12 protein-coding genes are annotated in these 16,527 nt (G+C 66.0%); 9 read left to right on the top strand and 3 right to left on the bottom strand.

Features of this window, described 5'->3' with window-relative positions; translation table 11 throughout:
• The first annotated feature begins 95 nt into the window (after positions 1-95).
• The 5 genes from IM733_RS04220 to IM733_RS04200 all read left to right on the top strand — a co-directional run bounded on the left by IM733_RS04220 (position 96) and on the right by IM733_RS04200 (position 6,442).
• A complete protein-coding gene (locus tag IM733_RS04220; protein ID WP_248919682.1) occupies positions 96-2,042 on the top strand; it encodes a DNA topoisomerase III in 1,947 nt (648 codons plus the stop codon).
• Between the two features lie 97 nt (positions 2,043-2,139).
• On the top strand, positions 2,140-3,429 hold the full coding sequence (locus IM733_RS04215; protein ID WP_248919681.1) for an NAD(P)/FAD-dependent oxidoreductase: 1,290 nt from the start codon (positions 2,140-2,142) through the stop codon (positions 3,427-3,429).
• Positions 3,422-3,982: a helix-turn-helix domain-containing protein gene (locus tag IM733_RS04210; RefSeq protein ID WP_248919680.1), complete on the top strand. Its 561-nt coding sequence runs from the start codon at positions 3,422-3,424 to the stop codon at positions 3,980-3,982. Before IM733_RS04215 ends, IM733_RS04210 begins: the two co-directional genes overlap by 8 nt.
• A gap of 174 nt (positions 3,983-4,156) precedes the next feature.
• Complete coding sequence (locus tag IM733_RS04205; protein ID WP_248919679.1) at positions 4,157-5,500, top strand: glutamine synthetase family protein; 1,344 nt, start codon at positions 4,157-4,159, stop codon at positions 5,498-5,500.
• A 162-nt stretch (positions 5,501-5,662) separates the two neighbouring features.
• Positions 5,663-6,442 carry a TSUP family transporter gene (locus IM733_RS04200; protein WP_240063367.1) on the top strand — a complete coding sequence of 260 codons (780 nt, stop codon included), beginning with the start codon at positions 5,663-5,665 and terminating at the stop codon, positions 6,440-6,442.
• Between the two features lie 96 nt (positions 6,443-6,538).
• Here IM733_RS04200 and nudC read toward each other — a convergent pair whose 3' ends face one another.
• Complete coding sequence (nudC, locus tag IM733_RS04195; RefSeq protein WP_248919678.1) at positions 6,539-7,369, bottom strand: NAD(+) diphosphatase; 831 nt, start codon at positions 7,367-7,369, stop codon at positions 6,539-6,541.
• A gap of 34 nt (positions 7,370-7,403) precedes the next feature.
• Positions 7,404-8,216 carry a crotonase/enoyl-CoA hydratase family protein gene (locus IM733_RS04190; protein ID WP_248919677.1) on the bottom strand — a complete coding sequence of 271 codons (813 nt, stop codon included), beginning with the start codon at positions 8,214-8,216 and terminating at the stop codon, positions 7,404-7,406.
• Positions 8,217-8,367: 151 nt separating this feature from the next.
• Here IM733_RS04190 and nhaB point away from each other — a divergent pair, with 151 nt between their 5' ends.
• From nhaB to IM733_RS04170, 4 genes are all read left to right on the top strand, one after another.
• The gene (nhaB, locus tag IM733_RS04185; protein ID WP_248919676.1) at positions 8,368-9,870 is read left to right on the top strand and encodes a sodium/proton antiporter NhaB; all 1,503 of its coding nucleotides are present in this window, start codon (positions 8,368-8,370) and stop codon (positions 9,868-9,870) included.
• An 83-nt stretch (positions 9,871-9,953) separates the two neighbouring features.
• Positions 9,954-10,562, top strand: coding sequence for a hypothetical protein (locus IM733_RS04180; protein ID WP_248919675.1), 609 nt, complete (start codon positions 9,954-9,956; stop codon positions 10,560-10,562).
• Between the two features lie 285 nt (positions 10,563-10,847).
• The gene (locus tag IM733_RS04175; RefSeq protein ID WP_248919674.1) at positions 10,848-11,357 is read left to right on the top strand and encodes a GNAT family N-acetyltransferase; all 510 of its coding nucleotides are present in this window, start codon (positions 10,848-10,850) and stop codon (positions 11,355-11,357) included.
• 52 nt (positions 11,358-11,409) lie between these two features.
• Positions 11,410-12,111 (top strand): YoaK family protein, encoded by a 702-nt coding sequence (locus tag IM733_RS04170; RefSeq protein WP_248919673.1) that lies wholly within the window; start codon positions 11,410-11,412, stop codon positions 12,109-12,111.
• A gap of 157 nt (positions 12,112-12,268) precedes the next feature.
• On the opposite strand, the gene IM733_RS04165 is transcribed toward IM733_RS04170, so the two are convergent.
• The gene (locus IM733_RS04165; protein WP_248919672.1) at positions 12,269-16,513 is read right to left on the bottom strand and encodes a hemagglutinin repeat-containing protein; all 4,245 of its coding nucleotides are present in this window, start codon (positions 16,511-16,513) and stop codon (positions 12,269-12,271) included.
• Positions 16,514-16,527: the final 14 nt, after the last annotated feature.

Genomic DNA, 16,527 nt, shown 5'->3' with positions numbered 1-16,527 from the left:
CACAAGAAAACTGTACATGCATACAGATAAAACTTGCCTACGCGCCCTGCCTTGCGCATCCTAGTGCCCTTTCCCATCGATCAAGCGTTGCGGCCATGCGCCTCTTTCTCTGTGAAAAACCCTCCCAGGCAAAAGATATCGCCAAGGTGCTCGGCGCCCACCGCCGGGGCGACGGCTGCTGGTTGGGTACCGATGTCTGCGTGACCTGGTGCATCGGCCACCTGCTGGAAACCGCCCCGCCCGACAGCTACGACGAGCGCTACAAGCGCTGGTCGCTCGACGACCTGCCGATCATCCCCGAAAAATGGAAGATGACGGTCAAGCCCAAGACCGCCAGCCAGTACAAGGCGGTCAAGCGCCTGCTCGGCGAGGCTCGTGAACTGGTAATCGCCACCGACGCCGACCGCGAGGGTGAGATGATCGCCCGCGAGCTGGTCGAACACTGCCGCTACCGCGGGCCGATCCAGCGCCTGTGGCTATCGGCCCTGGACGACGCCTCGATCCGCAAGGCACTGGCGCGCCTGCTGCCCGGCCAGGAAACCTTCAACCTCTACCACTGCGCCCTGGGCCGCTCGCGGGCGGACTGGTTGATTGGCATGAACATGAGCCGCCTGTTCACCCTGCTCGGGCGCCAGTCCGGCTATCAAGGCGTATTGCCCGTGGGGCGGGTGCAGACACCGACGCTGCGCCTGGTGGTAGACCGCGACCGCAGCATCGCCGATTTCGTGCCGGTGCCCTTCTGGGCCATCGACGTGCAGTTGGAGAGTGCCGGCAATGTGTTCAACGCTCAATGGCGCGCGCCGGAGGATGCCTGCGACGACCAGGGCCGCTGCCTGAAGCAGGCCCTGGCGCAGCAGGCTGCCCTCGATATGCAAACTGCCGGCAGCGCCCGGGTGATGAAGATCGCCACCGAGCGCGTCCGCGAGGCCGCGCCCATGCCCTTCGACCTGGGCACCCTGCAAGAGGTCTGCTCGAAGAAACTGGGGCTCGGTGCCCAGGAGACACTGGACATCGCCCAGGCGCTGTACGAAACCCACAAACTGATCACCTATCCGCGCAGCGACAGCGGTTACCTGCCCCTCAGCCAGCACGGCGAGGCACCGAGCATCCTCGCCGCGCTGCAACGCACCGATGGCAGCCTTGCACCGCTGCAGCCGTACCTCGACCCGCAACGCCGCTCGCGGGCCTGGAACGACCAGAAGGTCAGCGCCCACCACGGCATCATCCCCACCGCCGCCGCCAGCGACCCGTCGCGCCTGCCGCCGAAGTACAAGGCGGTGTACACCCTGATTCGCGCCCGCTACCTCGCCCAGTTCCTGCCCAACCACGAGTACGACCGCACCCAGGCCGACTTCGACTGCGCCGGGCACACGCTGCGCTCGGTCGGCAAGCAGATCATCGAGCCGGGCTGGCGCCGGGCGCTACCCGAGGCGTTGACCCCCACGAAGGGCCGCGAGGCGCCACCGGCCCAGGTGCTGCCGGCACTGCGCGAGGGGCAGGACTGCGCGGTGCAGGGTTTGCAGCTCAAGGACCTGTGGACCCAGCCCCCCAAGCCATTTACCGAAGGCGACCTGATCAAGGCGATGAAGAACGTCGCCAAGCTGGTGCAGGATCCACTGCTCAAGCAGAAGCTCAAGGAGACCACTGGCATCGGCACCGAGGCGACTCGCGCAAGCATCATCCAGGGCCTGCTCGATCGCGGCTACCTGGCCAAGAACGGCAAGGCACTGTCGGCCACACCAGCAGCCTTCAGCCTGATCGATGCCGTACCCCGGGCCATCGCCGACCCCGGCACCACGGCGATCTGGGAACAGGCGCTGGACATGGTACAGAGCGGCGAGATGAGCCTGGACGAGTTCGTCACCCGCCAGTCGGCGTGGATGGGCAAGCTGGTGCAGCGCTGCAGTGGCATGCGCCTGAACATCACCGGGCCAGCGGCAGGCAAGGCCACGGCGCCCTGGAAGAAGAAGCGCAAGGGGGCGGCCAAGGGCAAGGCAGCAACCAGCAAGCCCCGACAGCCTCGGCGCAAGGCGGCAACCTAGCACGGCTTGCCTCGAACAATGCCTTCGACTGGCGATGTGAAAATCCTCTGCTATTTTTTCATGAAAATAATCATAAAAAATTTCACGAGGCCCCGGCATGTTCAAGCAATCCGCCCAGCACGTCGCCAGCTACTACGCCCAGACCTACCCCGCCCCCATCCCCCTGCGCCCTACCCTGCAAGGCGCCGTCGACACCGATGTACTGATCATCGGCGCCGGTTTCAGTGGCCTGCACACCGCCCTGCGCCTGGCCCTGGCCGGCAAGCGCGTGGCCCTGCTGGAGGCCAGCCGGGTGGCATGGGCGGCGTCCGGTCGCAACGGCGGCCAGGCGTTGCTCGGCTGGTCATGCGACATGCCACCCCTGCTCAAGGCCCTTGGCCTGGAACGCGGGCGCCGCCTGTGGGACAGCATGTGCTGGGCCGCTCGGGAAATGCGCGAGCTACCCCAACGCCACGGCTTCGATGTCGACTACCGCCTCGGCAGCCTATGGGCCGCGGTGCTGCCGCGTCGCGTCAAGCTGCTGGAGGAAGCTCGTCGTGAAGCGCAGGCCACGCTCCACTACGATTGCCTGCGCTTGATCAGCCGCGATGAGCTGCCCGAATGGATCGACAGCCCGCGCTATCAGGCCGCGCTGTACGACCCCAACGGTGCCCACCTCAACCCGCTGAAACTGGCCCAGGGGCTGGCGGCCACGATCGAGGCGGCCGGAGGCGACATCTTCGAACAGAGCCAGGTGCTCGACTACCAGGAACAGGCAGACGGCTTCGTAGCCCGCACCGCCACAGGTGAAGTGCGCAGCCGCGTGCTGGTGCTGGCCTGCAATGCCTACATCGACGGCCTCGACCGCGCCCTCTCGCGCCGCTTGCTGCCAGTAGGTTCCTACCAGGTGGCCACCGTGCCGCTCGATACGGGCCTCGCCGCCTCGCTGCTACCCCGCAACAGTTGCGTGATCGATAACCAGTTCATCCCCGACTACTTCCGTCTCACCCCCGATCACCGCCTGCTGTTTGGTGGCGGCTGCACCTATCTTGGCGGCATCCCCAAGGATGTCGCCGCCGCCACCCGCCCCTGCCTGGAACGGGTGTTTCCACAACTCAAGGGCGTAGCCATCGAGCACGCCTGGGGTGGGCATATCGACTGCAGCCTCCAACGCACGCCGGATATCGGCCGCCAGGGCCAGCGCTACTGGCTGCAGGGTTTCTCCGGGCACGGCGTACTGCCGACCCTGGCCGGGGCGCGCGCGGTCAGCGATGCGATCCTCGGCAACGATGACCTGCTGGCGTTGTACCAAGGCATCGACAACGGCTGCTTCTTCGGTGGCGACCTGCTGGCGGCCCCGCTGGAAGCGGCGGCCAAGGCCTGGTACAGGATGCGCGATCATGTCTGAGCCACGTGATGCACGCGAAGACCTGGCGCGCCTGGTCCGCGACCTGCGCAAGCACCGAGGTTTCACCCTGGATGATCTGGCCACGCGGGTGAACCGCTCCGTGGGTTTTCTCTCCCAGGTGGAGCGCGGGCTGTCACGCCCCACCGTGGCCGATCTCACCGCCATCAGCGAAGCGTTGCAGGTACCCACCACCTATTTCTACCAGGCGGTGCCGCCAAGGGAGATCGACTGGGTCACCCGCCCCGGCGAACGGCGCACCCTGTATTACGCCGCCGGGGTTACCGATGTGCTGGTCTCGCCCACCCTCAACGGCCGCTTCGCCATGCTCGAAAGCCACTTGGCACCGGGCGCCAGCAGTGGCGAGGGGCACCTGGACGACAGCTCGGAGCAGGGAGGCTTCGTCCTCGAAGGCGAGCTGACCCTATGGCTGCACGGCCACGAAGAGACCGTGACCTTGCACCCCAACGACAGCTTCCAGCTGCCGCCGCACAGCCAGTTTCGCTACGCCAACCTGACGTCCCTGGTGACGCGTGTGCTTTGGGTGTTCCGTTGACGGCACGGCTTCGTTGCCTGCCTGGGACCAGCACCGTGCCGGGAGCAACTGTGTTGTGTCGACTGCGCTGGTCCATTCGCCGGCAAAGCCGGCTCCTACTGGTGCGGCGTTGACCTTGAAGCTGGCGCCCCCCCACCGATCACCGAATCATGTTTCATTGCAATGGAGCACACGATGACCACGCACCACAGCTTGCTCGACGAAGTCCGTACCTTCCGCTCACAGCATCCTGACGTGCGCTACGTCGACTTGATCAGCCTGGACATTCCTGGCCACTTCTACGGCAAGCGCTACCCCATCGAGATGCTGGAAAAGGTCGCCGCTGGCAGCCCCTTGAAGCTGCCGCAGAACTGCGTGTTGCTGGGTGTCCAGGGCGGGCTGTTCCCGATTGGCGACTACTGCTTCAACGACGGCGACCCGGACGCCCTGCGCCGCCTGGTACCGGGCACGCTCAAACCGGTGAGCTGGGAGCGCGAGCCACTGGGCCAGATGTTGATCACTTCCGACGGCACCGCCGCGCCCATCGAGTTCGAACCCCGCGAAGTGCTCACCCGCGTGTTGCAGCGCCTGGCACGGCGCGGTATCCGCCCGGTAGTGGCATTCGAGCTGGAGTTCTACCTGTTCGATCGCGCACTCAAGGAAGGCCTGCCCCAGTTTCCCCACGACCCGTTCAGCAACGACGCCGACGACCAGCCCAACCTGCACATCGAACGCCTGTCGCGCTTCTCCGATGTCCTGCGCGAGATGGTCGAGGCCGCCAACGCCCAGGGCGTGGACGCCAACGTGATCACCGCCGAGCTGGGGCCGGGCCAGTTCGAGATCAACTTCGGCCACTGCGACGATGGCCTGCGCGCCGCCGACTGGGCGGCGATGTTCTGCCGCAGCACCCGTGGCGTAGCGCTGAAACACGGGTTGCGCGCCTCGTTCATGAGCAAGCCCTACCTGCAGGCGCCGGGCAGCGGCATGCATGTGCATGTCAGCCTCTACGACCGGGATGGCAATAATGTGCTCGCCGTCGACCAGCAACGGCCGCTGCGCCACGCGGTGGCCGGCTGCCTGGCGCTGCTGCCGCACTGTATGCCGATCTTCGCCGCCAACCACAATGCGTTCCGCCGCTACGGCGCCATGGTCAATGCCGCCAGCCGTGCCAGCTGGGGCTTCGAGGATCGCGATGCGTGTATCCGCATCCCCGAGTCGGCCCCACGCAACCTGCGTATCGAGCATCGGCTGGCGGGGGCGGACGCCAACCCGTATCTGGTGCTGGCGGCGATCCTTTGCGGGATGGAGCATGGGCTCGATGCCGCGCAGGAGCCGATCGAGCCACTGAACGAGAACCGTGGCAGCGGCATCGATTTCCCCAAGGACATGCTTGGCGCGGTGGCGGCCATGCGTGGGCATCCGGTGGTCAATGAAGGGCTGGGGCAGGAGTTCGTGATGGTGTACTGCGAAAACAAGCGACAAGACCATCTTGCCTTCATGCAGGAGGTGAGCGCGCGGGAATATCGCTGGTTCCTGTGATGCCTTGTTCGCCGGCAAGCCGGCTCCTACAGAGGTCCTCGTAGGAGCCGGATTGCCGGCGAACAAGGCCGACGCTGGCAACTCAACCGGACGAGGATTACCATGTACCGCCTCTAGCGCGGCCTTTTGCCGCACCCCGCCGTCCAGCCAGCCCAAGCCCCCATGCCCTTCGAACTCACCGTAGAACCGCTCACCCTGCTGATCCTCGCCCTGGTCGCCTTCGTCGCCGGTTTCATCGATGCCATCGCCGGCGGCGGCGGCCTGCTGACCACCCCGGCACTGCTGACCGCCGGCATGCCCCCACACCTGGTGCTGGGCACCAACAAACTCAGCTCGACCTTCGGCGCGGCCACCGCCAGCATCACCTACTACCGGCGCAAGTTGTTTCACCCGGCGCAATGGCGCCTGGCGATTCTCGGCACGCTGGTGGGCGCGCTGATCGGCGCGGTGGCCGCCCACTACATGCCGGCCGAATGGCTGAACAAGATGCTGCCGGTGATCGTCTTCGCCTGCGGCGTCTACCTGTTGTTCGGTGGCACGCCCAAGGCGCCGCTGGACGCCGACGCGCCGATCAAGCGGAAATGGCAGTTTCCCCAAGGCTTCTCGCTGGGTTTCTACGACGGCGTGGCTGGCCCCGGCACTGGCGCGTTCTGGACCGTGAGCACGCTGCTGCTCTACCCCATCGACCTGGTCCGCGCCAGCGGCGTGGCCCGCAGCATGAACTTCGTCAGCAACATCGCGGCACTGACAGTGTTCGTCATTTCCGGGCAGGTGGACTACATCGTCGGCCTGTGCATGGGCCTGTCGGTGATGGTCGGTGCCTTCTTTGGTGCGCGCACGGCGATCAGCGGTGGCAGCAAGTTCATCCGTCCGGTGTTCATCACCGTGGTGCTGGCGTTGACCGTACGCTTGGCCTGGCAGCATTGGTTCGGTCAGGCCTGAGGTAGGCGCCGGCTTTGCCGGCGAACAGCGACGCAAGCGGTGCCATGCACCGCAGTGTTTGCGTTCGCCAGCAAAGCTGGCTCCTACCGGGGCCCATCAGCTTGGCAGTACAGGCTCCGCCAGCCCCAAACGCTGCGCTACGTACAGGTCGATCAGGTACCGGGCGATGGAGCGCCCGGCCGGCAATGGCGGCAGGTCGTGGACGTTGAACCATTGTGCGTCCTCGATTTCGTCCGGCTGCATGACAATCTCCCCGCCCGCGTACTCGGCATGGAAGCCCAGCATCATCGAATGCGGGAACGGCCAACACTGGCTGCCCACGTACTGGATGTTCTTCACTTCGATCGCCACTTCTTCACGCACCTCGCGCACCAGGCACTCTTCGGCTGACTCACCCGGTTCGGCAAAGCCGGCCAGGGTGCTGTACACCCCGGTGACGAAGCGCGGAGAGCGCGCCAGCAGCACTTGGTCGCCACGGGTGATCAACACGATCATGCTGGGTGAAATGCGCGGGTAGCTGCGCAGGTCGCACGGCTGGCAGTACATCGCCCGCTCCCAGCGGATCTGCGTCATGGGTTGCCCGCAGCTGCCGCAGAAGCGGTGCTCGCGGGCCCAGGTGCCGATCTGCGCGGCGTAACCCAGCACCTTGTAGGTGTCGAAGTCACCTTCGAGCATGAACCGGCGCAGCCCCTGCCAGTTGCACCCCTGCACTTCGCTGGCGGTGCGCAACTCCAGCAGGAACACCGGCTGGCCGTCGAAATAGCCGATGCCGTGCTCGCACAGCACGTCCAGTTCCTGGCGCTTGAGCCAGTCGCGGGGAAACAGCGCGCCGTTGGCGTCCACCAGGAACCCCTCCGGGCTGCGGGCGACAGCCCAGCCCCCGGTGGTCTGCGGGTCGAGTACTGCGGTTGTCCAGCGTGCTGACATGCTTGCGGTCCCTTCAGGGCGCCCGCCAACCCGGTCAGTCGGCGAACGTCGGTTGCTGTTTACTCATGTGGGCGGCCACGGCCACGCGCAGGTCTTCGGACTGCAGCATGGCGGCGTTCCAGGTGGCGATGTACTCCAGGCCATCGTCGATGCGATGGTCGCGCATGTAGCTGAGCATCTCCTTGGTGCCGGCCACCGCGACCGGTGATTTTGCGGCAATTTCGCGGGCAATGGCAAAGACCCCGTCGAGCAGCGCCGCGTGGTCATCGTAGACCCGGTTGACCAGACCGATGCGCAGCGCCTCCTGGGCATCGACGTTGCGCCCGGTGTAGGCCAGTTCGCGCAGGATGCCGTCGCCGATGATACGCGGCAGACGTTGCAGGGTGCCGACATCGGCGGCCATGCCCATGTCGATCTCCTTGATCGAGAACTGCGCGTCGCTGGCGCAGTAGCGCATGTCGCAGGCCGACACCAAGTCGATCGCACCACCGATGCAGTAGCCCTGGATTGCCGCCAGCACCGGCTTGCGGCAGTTGTCCACGGCATTGAACGAACTTTGCAGGCGCAGGATGGTACGGCGCAGCAGGCGGGCGTTGCGGCCGACGTCCTTGCCCATCTGGCCGGCCAGCGAGGCCAGCATCATCAGGTCGATGCCCGAGGAGAAGTGCTTGCCCGCCCCGCTGATGACCACCGCGCGTACTGCGTCGGTGTCGTCGATCCACTGGAAGATGTCGACGATCTCCTCCCAGAACGCGGCATTCATCGCGTTGATCTTTTCCGGGCGGTTGATTTGCACGTGGGCGATGTTGTCGGTCAGTTCAACCTTGAATGCGGTGTAGTCGGTCACGGGCGGCACTCCTGTGGAGAAAGGGTTCAAAGTGCAGGATCTTAGCGCAGCGGCAAGGCCGTGCATGTGCCAAAAGCTGGACTGGATGCCTTGCGCCGCGCGGCTTGATGGGGCACCGTGCGCGACTGCTGAATCAAAAGGATACAAATTCATGTCCCATTCCCTGACCGGCGCCCTCGCCCACAGCTTCCTGGGCCAGTCGCCGCGTTGGTACAAGGCCGTCATCGCCCTGTTCCTGATCCTCAACCCATTACTGCTGGCGACCCTCGGCCCGGTGGTCACCGGCTGGGTGCTGGTGATCCAGTTCATCTTCACCCTGGGGATGGCGCTCAAGTGCTACCCGCTGATGCCTGGCGGGCTGCTACTGGTCGAAGCGCTGCTGCTGCGCATGACCACGCCCGAGGCGCTGTATGAAGAGCTGCAGCACAACTTCCCGGTGATCCTGCTGCTGATGTTCATGGTCGCCGGCATCCACTTCATGAAGGAGCTGCTGCTGTTCCTGTTCTCGCGGATCCTGCTGGGGGTGCGCTCCAAGGCTGTGCTCAGCCTGCTGTTCTGCGTGCTGTCGGCGTTTCTGTCGGCGTTCCTCGACGCCCTCACCGTGACGGCGGTGATCATCAGCGCGGCGGTGGGTTTCTATGCGGTCTACCACCGGGTCGCATCCGGCACCAATCCACGCGAGGAGTCGGCGCTGGAGAGCGACTACCAGGTCGAGCAACTGCACCGCGAAGACCTCGACCAGTTCCGCGCCTTCCTGCGCAGCTTGCTGATGCATGGTGCGGTGGGCACTGCCCTGGGCGGCGTGTGCACGTTGGTGGGCGAGCCGCAGAACCTGCTGATCGGCCATGAGATGGGCTGGCACTTCGCCGAGTTCTTCAGCAAGGTCGCGCCGGTGTCGATGCCGGTGCTGGCGGCGGGCCTGGTGACCTGCGTGCTGGTGGAAAAACTGCGGCTGTTCGGTTACGGCACGCTGATGCCCGAGCGTGTGCGCCAGGTGCTGGCCGCCTATGCCGCCGAAAACGACGCCGCACGCACCCAAGCGCAACGTATCGCCCTGGTGGTCCAGGGCCTGGCCGCCTTGACCCTGATCGTCTGCCTGGGCCTGCATGTCGCCGAGGTGGGGTTGATCGGCCTGCTGATGATCGTGCTGATCACCGCCTTCACCGGCATCACCGACGAGCATCGCCTGGGCCGTGCGTTCCAGGACGCCATGCCGTTCACCGCGCTGTTGGTGGTGTTCTTCGCCGTGGTCGCGGTGATCCACCAGCAGCAGCTGTTCAGCCCGCTGATCGCCTGGGTGCTGGCCCTGCCCAGCGAGCAGCAGCCGGGCATGCTGTACCTGGCCAACGGGCTGCTGTCGGCAATCAGCGACAACGTGTTCGTCGCCACCATCTACATCACCGAGGTCAAGCAGGCCTTCCTCAACGGCGCGATGAGCCGCGAGCATTTCGAGACCCTGGCGGTGGCGATCAATACCGGCACCAACCTGCCCAGCGTGGCCACACCCAATGGCCAGGCGGCGTTCCTGTTCCTGCTCACTTCGGCGATCGCACCGCTGATTCGCCTGTCGTACGGGCGCATGGTGTGGATGGCCCTGCCCTACACCGTGGTCATGGGTGGGCTGGGCTGGTGGGCGGTGACCTACTGGCTGTAGAGTGCGCGCCTTTCGAATATCCTCGGGCAGGGGCGTCATGGGCCTGCCCACGAGGATGAGGCAAGCAACGGAGCAGTCGAAGCATGATTCTGGTGGTCGAAGGGATCAGCGCCTGTGGCAAGACCACTTGGTGCACGCAGCATGGAGGGCAGCAGGTCGTTGCCGAACACGGACGTTTCGCCCATGTACCAGACCGTCAGGCCGACCCCGTCGGCGCGGCAGCGTTTTGGGCTGAGCGCAACGTGGATCGCTGGCAAGCGGCGCTGGCGATGGAAAGCACCGCGACATGGGCCGTGTGCGACAGCGACCCGCTCAAGTTGCACTACATCTGGAGCCTTTGGCAGATCGGCGAGGCGAGCGAGCACGACTGGCGCCTGGAGCTTGCGGCCACCCGGAAAACGATCGCGCAAGGGCGTATCAGTTTTGCCGACCGCTACCTTGTCGGCCGTATCGACCCTCGTCTGGCGCGGGAACGAGCCCAGGCGGACAGTACCCGCCGACGTAGCGGCTTCGAGCTGCATGTGCGTCTGCAACCGGCGCTGATGGCATGGTACTCGGCCTTGGGCAAGGTGCTGCCTGGGCGTGTCCATTTCGGCTTTCCCACGCAATTGCCTGCCTTGGAAAGCCCGGTTGAACGCTATTCGATTGCAGCCTTCGACCGAATGATCGCGTTGCTGCCAGGTCGTCCTTGAGCAGGTGGTCGCTGCCCTTTCTGGGTGTGCGACGGGGGCGTTGCAGCGCATTCAAGATCGAGCGCCACCATCGCGGATGAATCCGCTCCTACCCGAAACAAACCTGTAGGAGCGGATTCATCCGCGATGCGCCGCACGGGCGGCGCTCGATCTCGAGAGCACTGCAAGACGATCACCCTCCCCGTCCCAGAAGGCTGACAGCCGTCCATATCCAGCTATCGTTCAGTGCTCCTGTCGATTTCAGCCCGTGCCACTCGACTAACCCTCACACAACCGAGGCAAAGCATGATCCGGATCCGTACCGTGGGCAGTGCCGACTGGCCCATTTATCGCGACTTGCGCCTCAAGGCCCTGCTCGACACGCCTGATGCATTCGGCAGCACCTACGCAACGGAATCGTTGCGTAGCGATCAGGCCTGGCAAGCGCGAGTCGAATCCGCCCTCGCCTCCGGCAAAGATCAGTTATTGATCGCGGTGCTCGACCACCTGCCATGTGGGCTCGTATGGTGTCGTTTGTCCGCTACCGAACCAGTCTCGGCCGACCTCTATCAGATGTGGGTTGCCCCTGAGGCCCGCAGGCAAGGTGCCGGCCGCGCGCTGCTGCGGGCGGCTCTGGACTGGAGTAGAGATCACCAGGTGCACGAGGTGCGTCTGGGCGTGACAGTGGCTGACAGTCCGGCCATGGGCTTGTATCGGGCGAATGGGTTCTACCCTTCCGGTGCGCCGGAGCCATTGCGCGAGGACAGCGAACTGCAGGTTCAAGGCATGTGCCTGACGCTTTGTCCAAGCGCATGACACCAGGTATATGATTGGGGTCCCGCCCCGTCCTGTACCGGAGATACCTCGCATGCTGCCCACCGCTTCCTCCCTGCACAGCGCCCGCCGGGTCAGGTTGCAAGTACTGCGCGGGCGGGTCGGCCTTGGGCTGGTGGCCGGGCTTTCGGTGTTGGCGGGCATGACCGACGCGATCGGCCTGCTGGCGTTGGGGGACTTCGTCTCGTTCATGAGCGGCAACACCACCCGCCTGGCCGTGGCGATCAGCCAGGCGGACTTCGCCCTGATGCTGCGCCTGGCCTTGGCGATCCTCAGCTTCGTGCTGGGCAATGCCTTGGGCGTATTGCTGGCCCGGCAGTTCAAACGCCAGGCATCGCCGTTGCTGATGCTGGTCGCCATGCTGCTTGCCTTCGCCGCCGCCTGGCCTGGCCCCTCGACCTTTGCAGCGCTGGTCGCGGCGATTCTCGCCATGGGCATGCTCAATGCCGTGGTCGAACAGGTGAATGGCCTGCCCATCGGCCTGACCTACGTGACCGGGGCGCTTTCGCGGTTCGGGCGCGGGCTCGGGCGCTGGCTGTTGGGCGAGCGCCGGCATGGCTGGCGCGTGCAGTTGGTGCCGTGGAGCGGCATGCTGCTGGGGGCGGCGGTGGGCGCCTGGCTGGAGCAGCGGCTCGGGTTGCGGGCATTGGCGGCCAGCTGTGCCCTGGCCTGCCTGTTGGCCCTGGTGACGCGGTTCATCCCCAGGGCCTGGCAGTTGGGCTACATGCCACGTTGAGCGACCAAGCCCTGTGGGAACGAGTTTACCCGCGGATGCGATGGTGGACTCACTGGCGCATTCGCGGGTAAACCCGCTCCTACAGGGACCGCGTCGCCCTCAAGATCAGCGCCCCACCGCAGGAGTCGGCCATGCCGGCGCCTGCGGCGGGTGTCGATCAGCCCTTGGTGGTCAGGCCGTCAACATGGCCTTCGACCGTGACAGGCCCGACCTTCAGCTTGCCGTTGTCCAGCGAAACGCTCGGCACGCCACCCTCAGGCAGCTTGGGCAGGTCCAGCGTGGCCTTGACCTCATAGCCCAGCGGCTTCACCTCGGCACCGATCTGCGTCCCGGCCTGCTCGACACCCTTGCCTTCCAGCGCCAGGTTGCGCTCACTTGCGATGTGCGACGACTCCTTCGTCGAAGCCTTGCGCATGAACTCGCCCTGGGCGTTGAACGATGGCGTGTAGTCGAAGCCGGCCTTCTCCTGGCCTTCCTGGTCCTCCTTCACCTTGCCCGGCTTGCCGGCCAGGCCCGCGCCCAGGTCAAGACGAACCGACGTGGTGGTGTCCTGCCGGTCCTGGACCGTCAGCCCACCCGCCAGCTTGCCGCCGACCTGCTGGCCATCGACCCGTGCGCCGCTGAGCTGCGCTGTGCCGGCACTGTTCAGCGTCACTTCGCCAGCGGTGATGTGGCTGTTCTGCTGGGTGGCGCCTTGCAGGTAGTCGACGTGCACCTTGCCACCCAGGTCGAAATCTTTCGACGTGGTGACCTGTTGCCCGGCATCCGCTGGCGTGTTGCGGCTCAGGTTGCTGCCGGCCTTCAGGTCGACACCCCAGTTGCCGCGGCTCTGGGTGGACTGCGCCGACTCCAGCACCAGGCCACCCTCGCCGGCCGCGACATTGACGCCCACCGCGCCGACCTGCGTGCCCTGCAGGTGGACCGACTGGCCTTCCAGGCCCAGGGTGCCGCGGCTGTCGAGCTGACCACCGGTCAGGGTCTGCGAGCGCTCGTTGGTCTGCCCCACATTGAAGTTGCCGCCCAGCTTGCCACTCAGGTCGCGGCCTTGCTCACCGGTGGCTGCCTTGCCGCCGAGGTTGAGGCCGCCGCCCAGGTGGCTGCCGGTGACGGTACGGGTATCGCTGGCCGCTTGCAGGTCGAGCGCGCCACCGGCCTTGACCTCGACCGGGCCGCCCGCGTCGATGCGCGTGCCTTGCAGGGTCAGGTCGCCAGCACTGCCCAATTGCACCGGGCCATTGCCTTTGACGCTCACCACCTGGGCCTTGCTGTCGACGCTGTGCTCACCAGCATGGTCGAGCTGGAACCCGGCCCCCAGGTCGATCTTGTCACCCACCGGCAAGGTGCCCACGGTCAGCGAACCGCTGCCACCGAGGCTGCCGGTGTCGCGACGCTCATGGTTGTTGGCCTGGTCCAGGGCCAGCTTGCCACCGGTGGTGACGGCCACGGCGCCCTGGCCACCGTCGATACGGCTGCCTTCGAAGCGGGCATCGCCACCGACCTGGATGTTCAAGCCGTGGCTGCCGGTGTAGCTGCCCACCACGGCAGTGGATTTGTCTTCGGCCAGGGACTTGCTCCCCCCCGAACCGTTGGCCGTCACGTTCAGGTCCTCACCGGTCTTGGTGTAGACCCGGGCGGACACATCGGCGGTCACCTGCTGCTCGGTGCGGCTGTGGGTGTTGCTGGCCGCCTCGGCCTGCAGCGAGCCCGCCTTGACGCTCAGCACGCCACCGTTGGCGTTGTACTGGGTGCCCTGGTCCTTCACTGCGCCGGCCACGTTCAGTTCGACGCCCTGGCCATTGAACTGGCCGACCACCGCGGTGCCGGTCTGTTCGCTGCGCTGCTCGCTGGCATGCCCAACGGCCAGGTCGACGCCCAGGTTCGGCGTGCCCAGCTTACCCAGGGCGTCGGTCAGCGAGGTCTTGCCGTCCAGTACATCCTTGACGTCCTTGAGCGGCAGCTTGCCGTCGAGCGCATCCTTGACCGTGACCTTGCCATCGACCACATCCTTGACCACGCCGGCGATCGGCCGGGCGATGTCCTTGTACTCGACGTTGACACCGACATCCGCCGACCAGTTGCTCTGCTGGTGGCTGCTGCGGGTGGTATCGCTGGCCGCGCGGTTGTCCACCTGGTTGGCGGTGACGCTCAATTGGCCGGCGCTGTTCACCTGCGCCCCTTCGCTGGCCAGGGTGTCGGCCTTGATCGTCAGCTTGCCAGCGCTGTCCACGCCGGTGGTCTTCGCAGTGGTCGTGCTCGAGGCGTCCTGCTGCGTGCCATGGGCGAAGTCGACCCCGGCGCCCGCGCGATCGAGGCCGGCGGTGAGGTAGACACCCCCTGAAGTGCGGCTGCTGTCACTGGATTCACTGTGGCGATCCTGCTCGGCCAGCAAAGACACCTGCTTGCCGGTCAGGGTGGTGTCGCCGGAAGTGGACTTCACCGTCGCGCCCTTGAGCGCCAGCTCGCCACCGGCATTGACCTGCACCTCGCTGCCGCTGAGGCTCGAGCCCTGCTGCTTGACGTCGGTGCGGGTCGCCCCCTGCTGCTCGCTGGCATACCCCACGCCCGCACGGTACTGCCCGGCGCCAGGCGCCGTCTCTTTGGCAGAGGCCACGAAACCTCGATTGCTGCTGGCGCTGCTTTGTTCACGGGTGTCCTGGGCCGAGGTGACCTTCACATCACCCGCCGCCTCGGCGTTCAGCGTACCGCTGGCCTTGACCGTCGAGCCGACCACATCGATGCCTTCAGTACTGTTCAGGCCGACGTTGCCACCGGCCACCAGCTCGCTGCGCACCGAGGTGCTTTCCCGGGTGTTCTGCTTGGCTTCGTTGTGGCTGACGCCGAAGAACTTGCTCTGCTGGTTCTGGCTGTCGCGCTGGTCGGTGCGCGAGGCGTTGTTGATCTGTACCTGCTTGCCGGCGATGCGGATGTCCTTGCCGCTGGTCAGCTGTGCGCCCTCGGCCAGCACCGCCGCCTTGGCGTGCAGTTCGATGTCGCCGCCCTTGAGCTGGCTGGTGACGCTGCGCTGCTCTTCGCTGCGGGTGTCCCAGTCGGCCTTCCAGAAGCCCTTGGTGTGTTTGCCCTGGTCGGTTTGCACGTGGCGTTCGGTGGCTGCGGTCACGCGCAGGTCGGCGCCGCTGGTCACGCTCAAGTGGCCCGGCGCCTCGACGCTGGCGGCATTGAGCTGCGTGTCCTGCCCCGATTTCAGCTGGGCGTCGCGCCGGGCCACGACCTGGGTGCCGTGCTCGCGGGTGTCGCTGTCGGTCTGGGTGCGCTGGTAGGTTTCCCAGTCGATGCCCAGCGCGCCACTGCGCCAGTTCTCGCGTTTTTCCTGGAGCTTGCGGCTTTGCACGGTGCTCAGGGTAAGGTTGCGCCCGGCGTCGAGGCCGACGTCGCGTGCGCTGACATCGGCGGCGGCCAGGGTCAGGTCCTGGCCGCTGCGCAACCCGATATCGCCCTGGCTGCTGTGGATGCCGGCACGGGTCGCCTCCAGCTTGTCGGCCACGGCCGCGCCACTGATGTTCAGGTCGCCGGCCGAATCGATGCGCACGCCGTCACGCCCCTCGACCTGCACCGCGCCGACACGCACGCCCGCACCCTGCGCGGTGCTGACGATGTTGATGCGCCCGGCCTGCATCGCGCCGAACAGGCTGGCGTCGATGCGTTGCTCGGTGGTGTTGGCGCTTGGGTCGACGTGAGTGACCTGCCCGCTGGCGTAATCCACCTGCTGGCGGCCCACGGTCAGGTTGAGCTGGTCACGCGCATCCAGGCGGCCTTGGCTGTCGATGCGCGGGGCAATCAGGTTGACCGAGCCGCCGTCGTTACGCAGCCCGCCACCTTGCACCTGCAGTTGGCCGCTGGCGTCCTGGGTGCCCAGAGCCTTGAGTTTGCCGTCGTTCAACTCGGGGCGACCGACCAGCAGGCTGGCATTGGGCGTGTTGATGAAACTGGCGCCATTGACCGAGATGCCATTGGGGTTGGCCAGCACATAGTCGGCAGCGCGGCCGAAGATTTCCTGGGCGCCGTTGATCGCCGACGGGTTGCGACTGACCACTTCGTTGAGGATCACGCTCGCCGCCTGGCCCTGGAACTGCGGGTTGGCCGCCAGCTGGCCGGCGAGCTGGGAATTGCCAGCCTGCAAGGCGTTGTTCAGTACCAGGCCCTGGCGGTCGACGTTGTAGTCGAGGAACTGGTTATGGGACAGCCCCGCGCCATTGGGGGCGACGATATTGACGATGGGCACGCCACCCTGGGTCTGCAATTGCGCCGTGCCACCGGGGCCGGGCGCTACCACCACGCCCTCGGCCAATGCCTGCGGCAGGCTGGCGGCGAGCAACAGGCTGGCTATCGCCCAGCGCAGTTTGCCCTGCGGCGAAAGGTGGAAGGCAAAGGTGTGCTTTGGCATAGGTCACTCTCCAT

This window comes from Pseudomonas entomophila (assembly GCF_023277925.1).
Taxonomy (GTDB): Bacteria; Pseudomonadota; Gammaproteobacteria; order Pseudomonadales; family Pseudomonadaceae; genus Aquipseudomonas; species Aquipseudomonas entomophila_D.
The sequence above is the reverse complement of the archived record's forward strand: the minus strand, read 5'-3'. Positions and strand labels throughout refer to the sequence as shown.

Bases quoted from the DNA above. Each gene is read 5' to 3' on its own strand.
- IM733_RS04220 (WP_248919682.1), top strand. From the start codon at position 96: ATGCGCCTCTTTCTCTGTGAAAAACCCTCCCAGGCAAAAGATATCGCC.
- IM733_RS04215 (WP_248919681.1), top strand. From the start codon at position 2,140: ATGTTCAAGCAATCCGCCCAGCACGTCGCCAGCTACTACGCCCAGACC.
- IM733_RS04210 (WP_248919680.1), top strand. From the start codon at position 3,422: ATGTCTGAGCCACGTGATGCACGCGAAGACCTGGCGCGCCTGGTCCGC.
- IM733_RS04205 (WP_248919679.1), top strand. From the start codon at position 4,157: ATGACCACGCACCACAGCTTGCTCGACGAAGTCCGTACCTTCCGCTCA.
- IM733_RS04200 (WP_240063367.1), top strand. From the start codon at position 5,663: ATGCCCTTCGAACTCACCGTAGAACCGCTCACCCTGCTGATCCTCGCC.
- nudC (WP_248919678.1), bottom strand. From the start codon at position 7,369: ATGTCAGCACGCTGGACAACCGCAGTACTCGACCCGCAGACCACCGGG.
- nhaB (WP_248919676.1), top strand. From the start codon at position 8,368: ATGTCCCATTCCCTGACCGGCGCCCTCGCCCACAGCTTCCTGGGCCAG.
- IM733_RS04180 (WP_248919675.1), top strand. From the start codon at position 9,954: ATGATTCTGGTGGTCGAAGGGATCAGCGCCTGTGGCAAGACCACTTGG.
- IM733_RS04175 (WP_248919674.1), top strand. From the start codon at position 10,848: ATGATCCGGATCCGTACCGTGGGCAGTGCCGACTGGCCCATTTATCGC.
- IM733_RS04170 (WP_248919673.1), top strand. From the start codon at position 11,410: ATGCTGCCCACCGCTTCCTCCCTGCACAGCGCCCGCCGGGTCAGGTTG.
- IM733_RS04165 (WP_248919672.1), bottom strand. From the start codon at position 16,513: ATGCCAAAGCACACCTTTGCCTTCCACCTTTCGCCGCAGGGCAAACTG.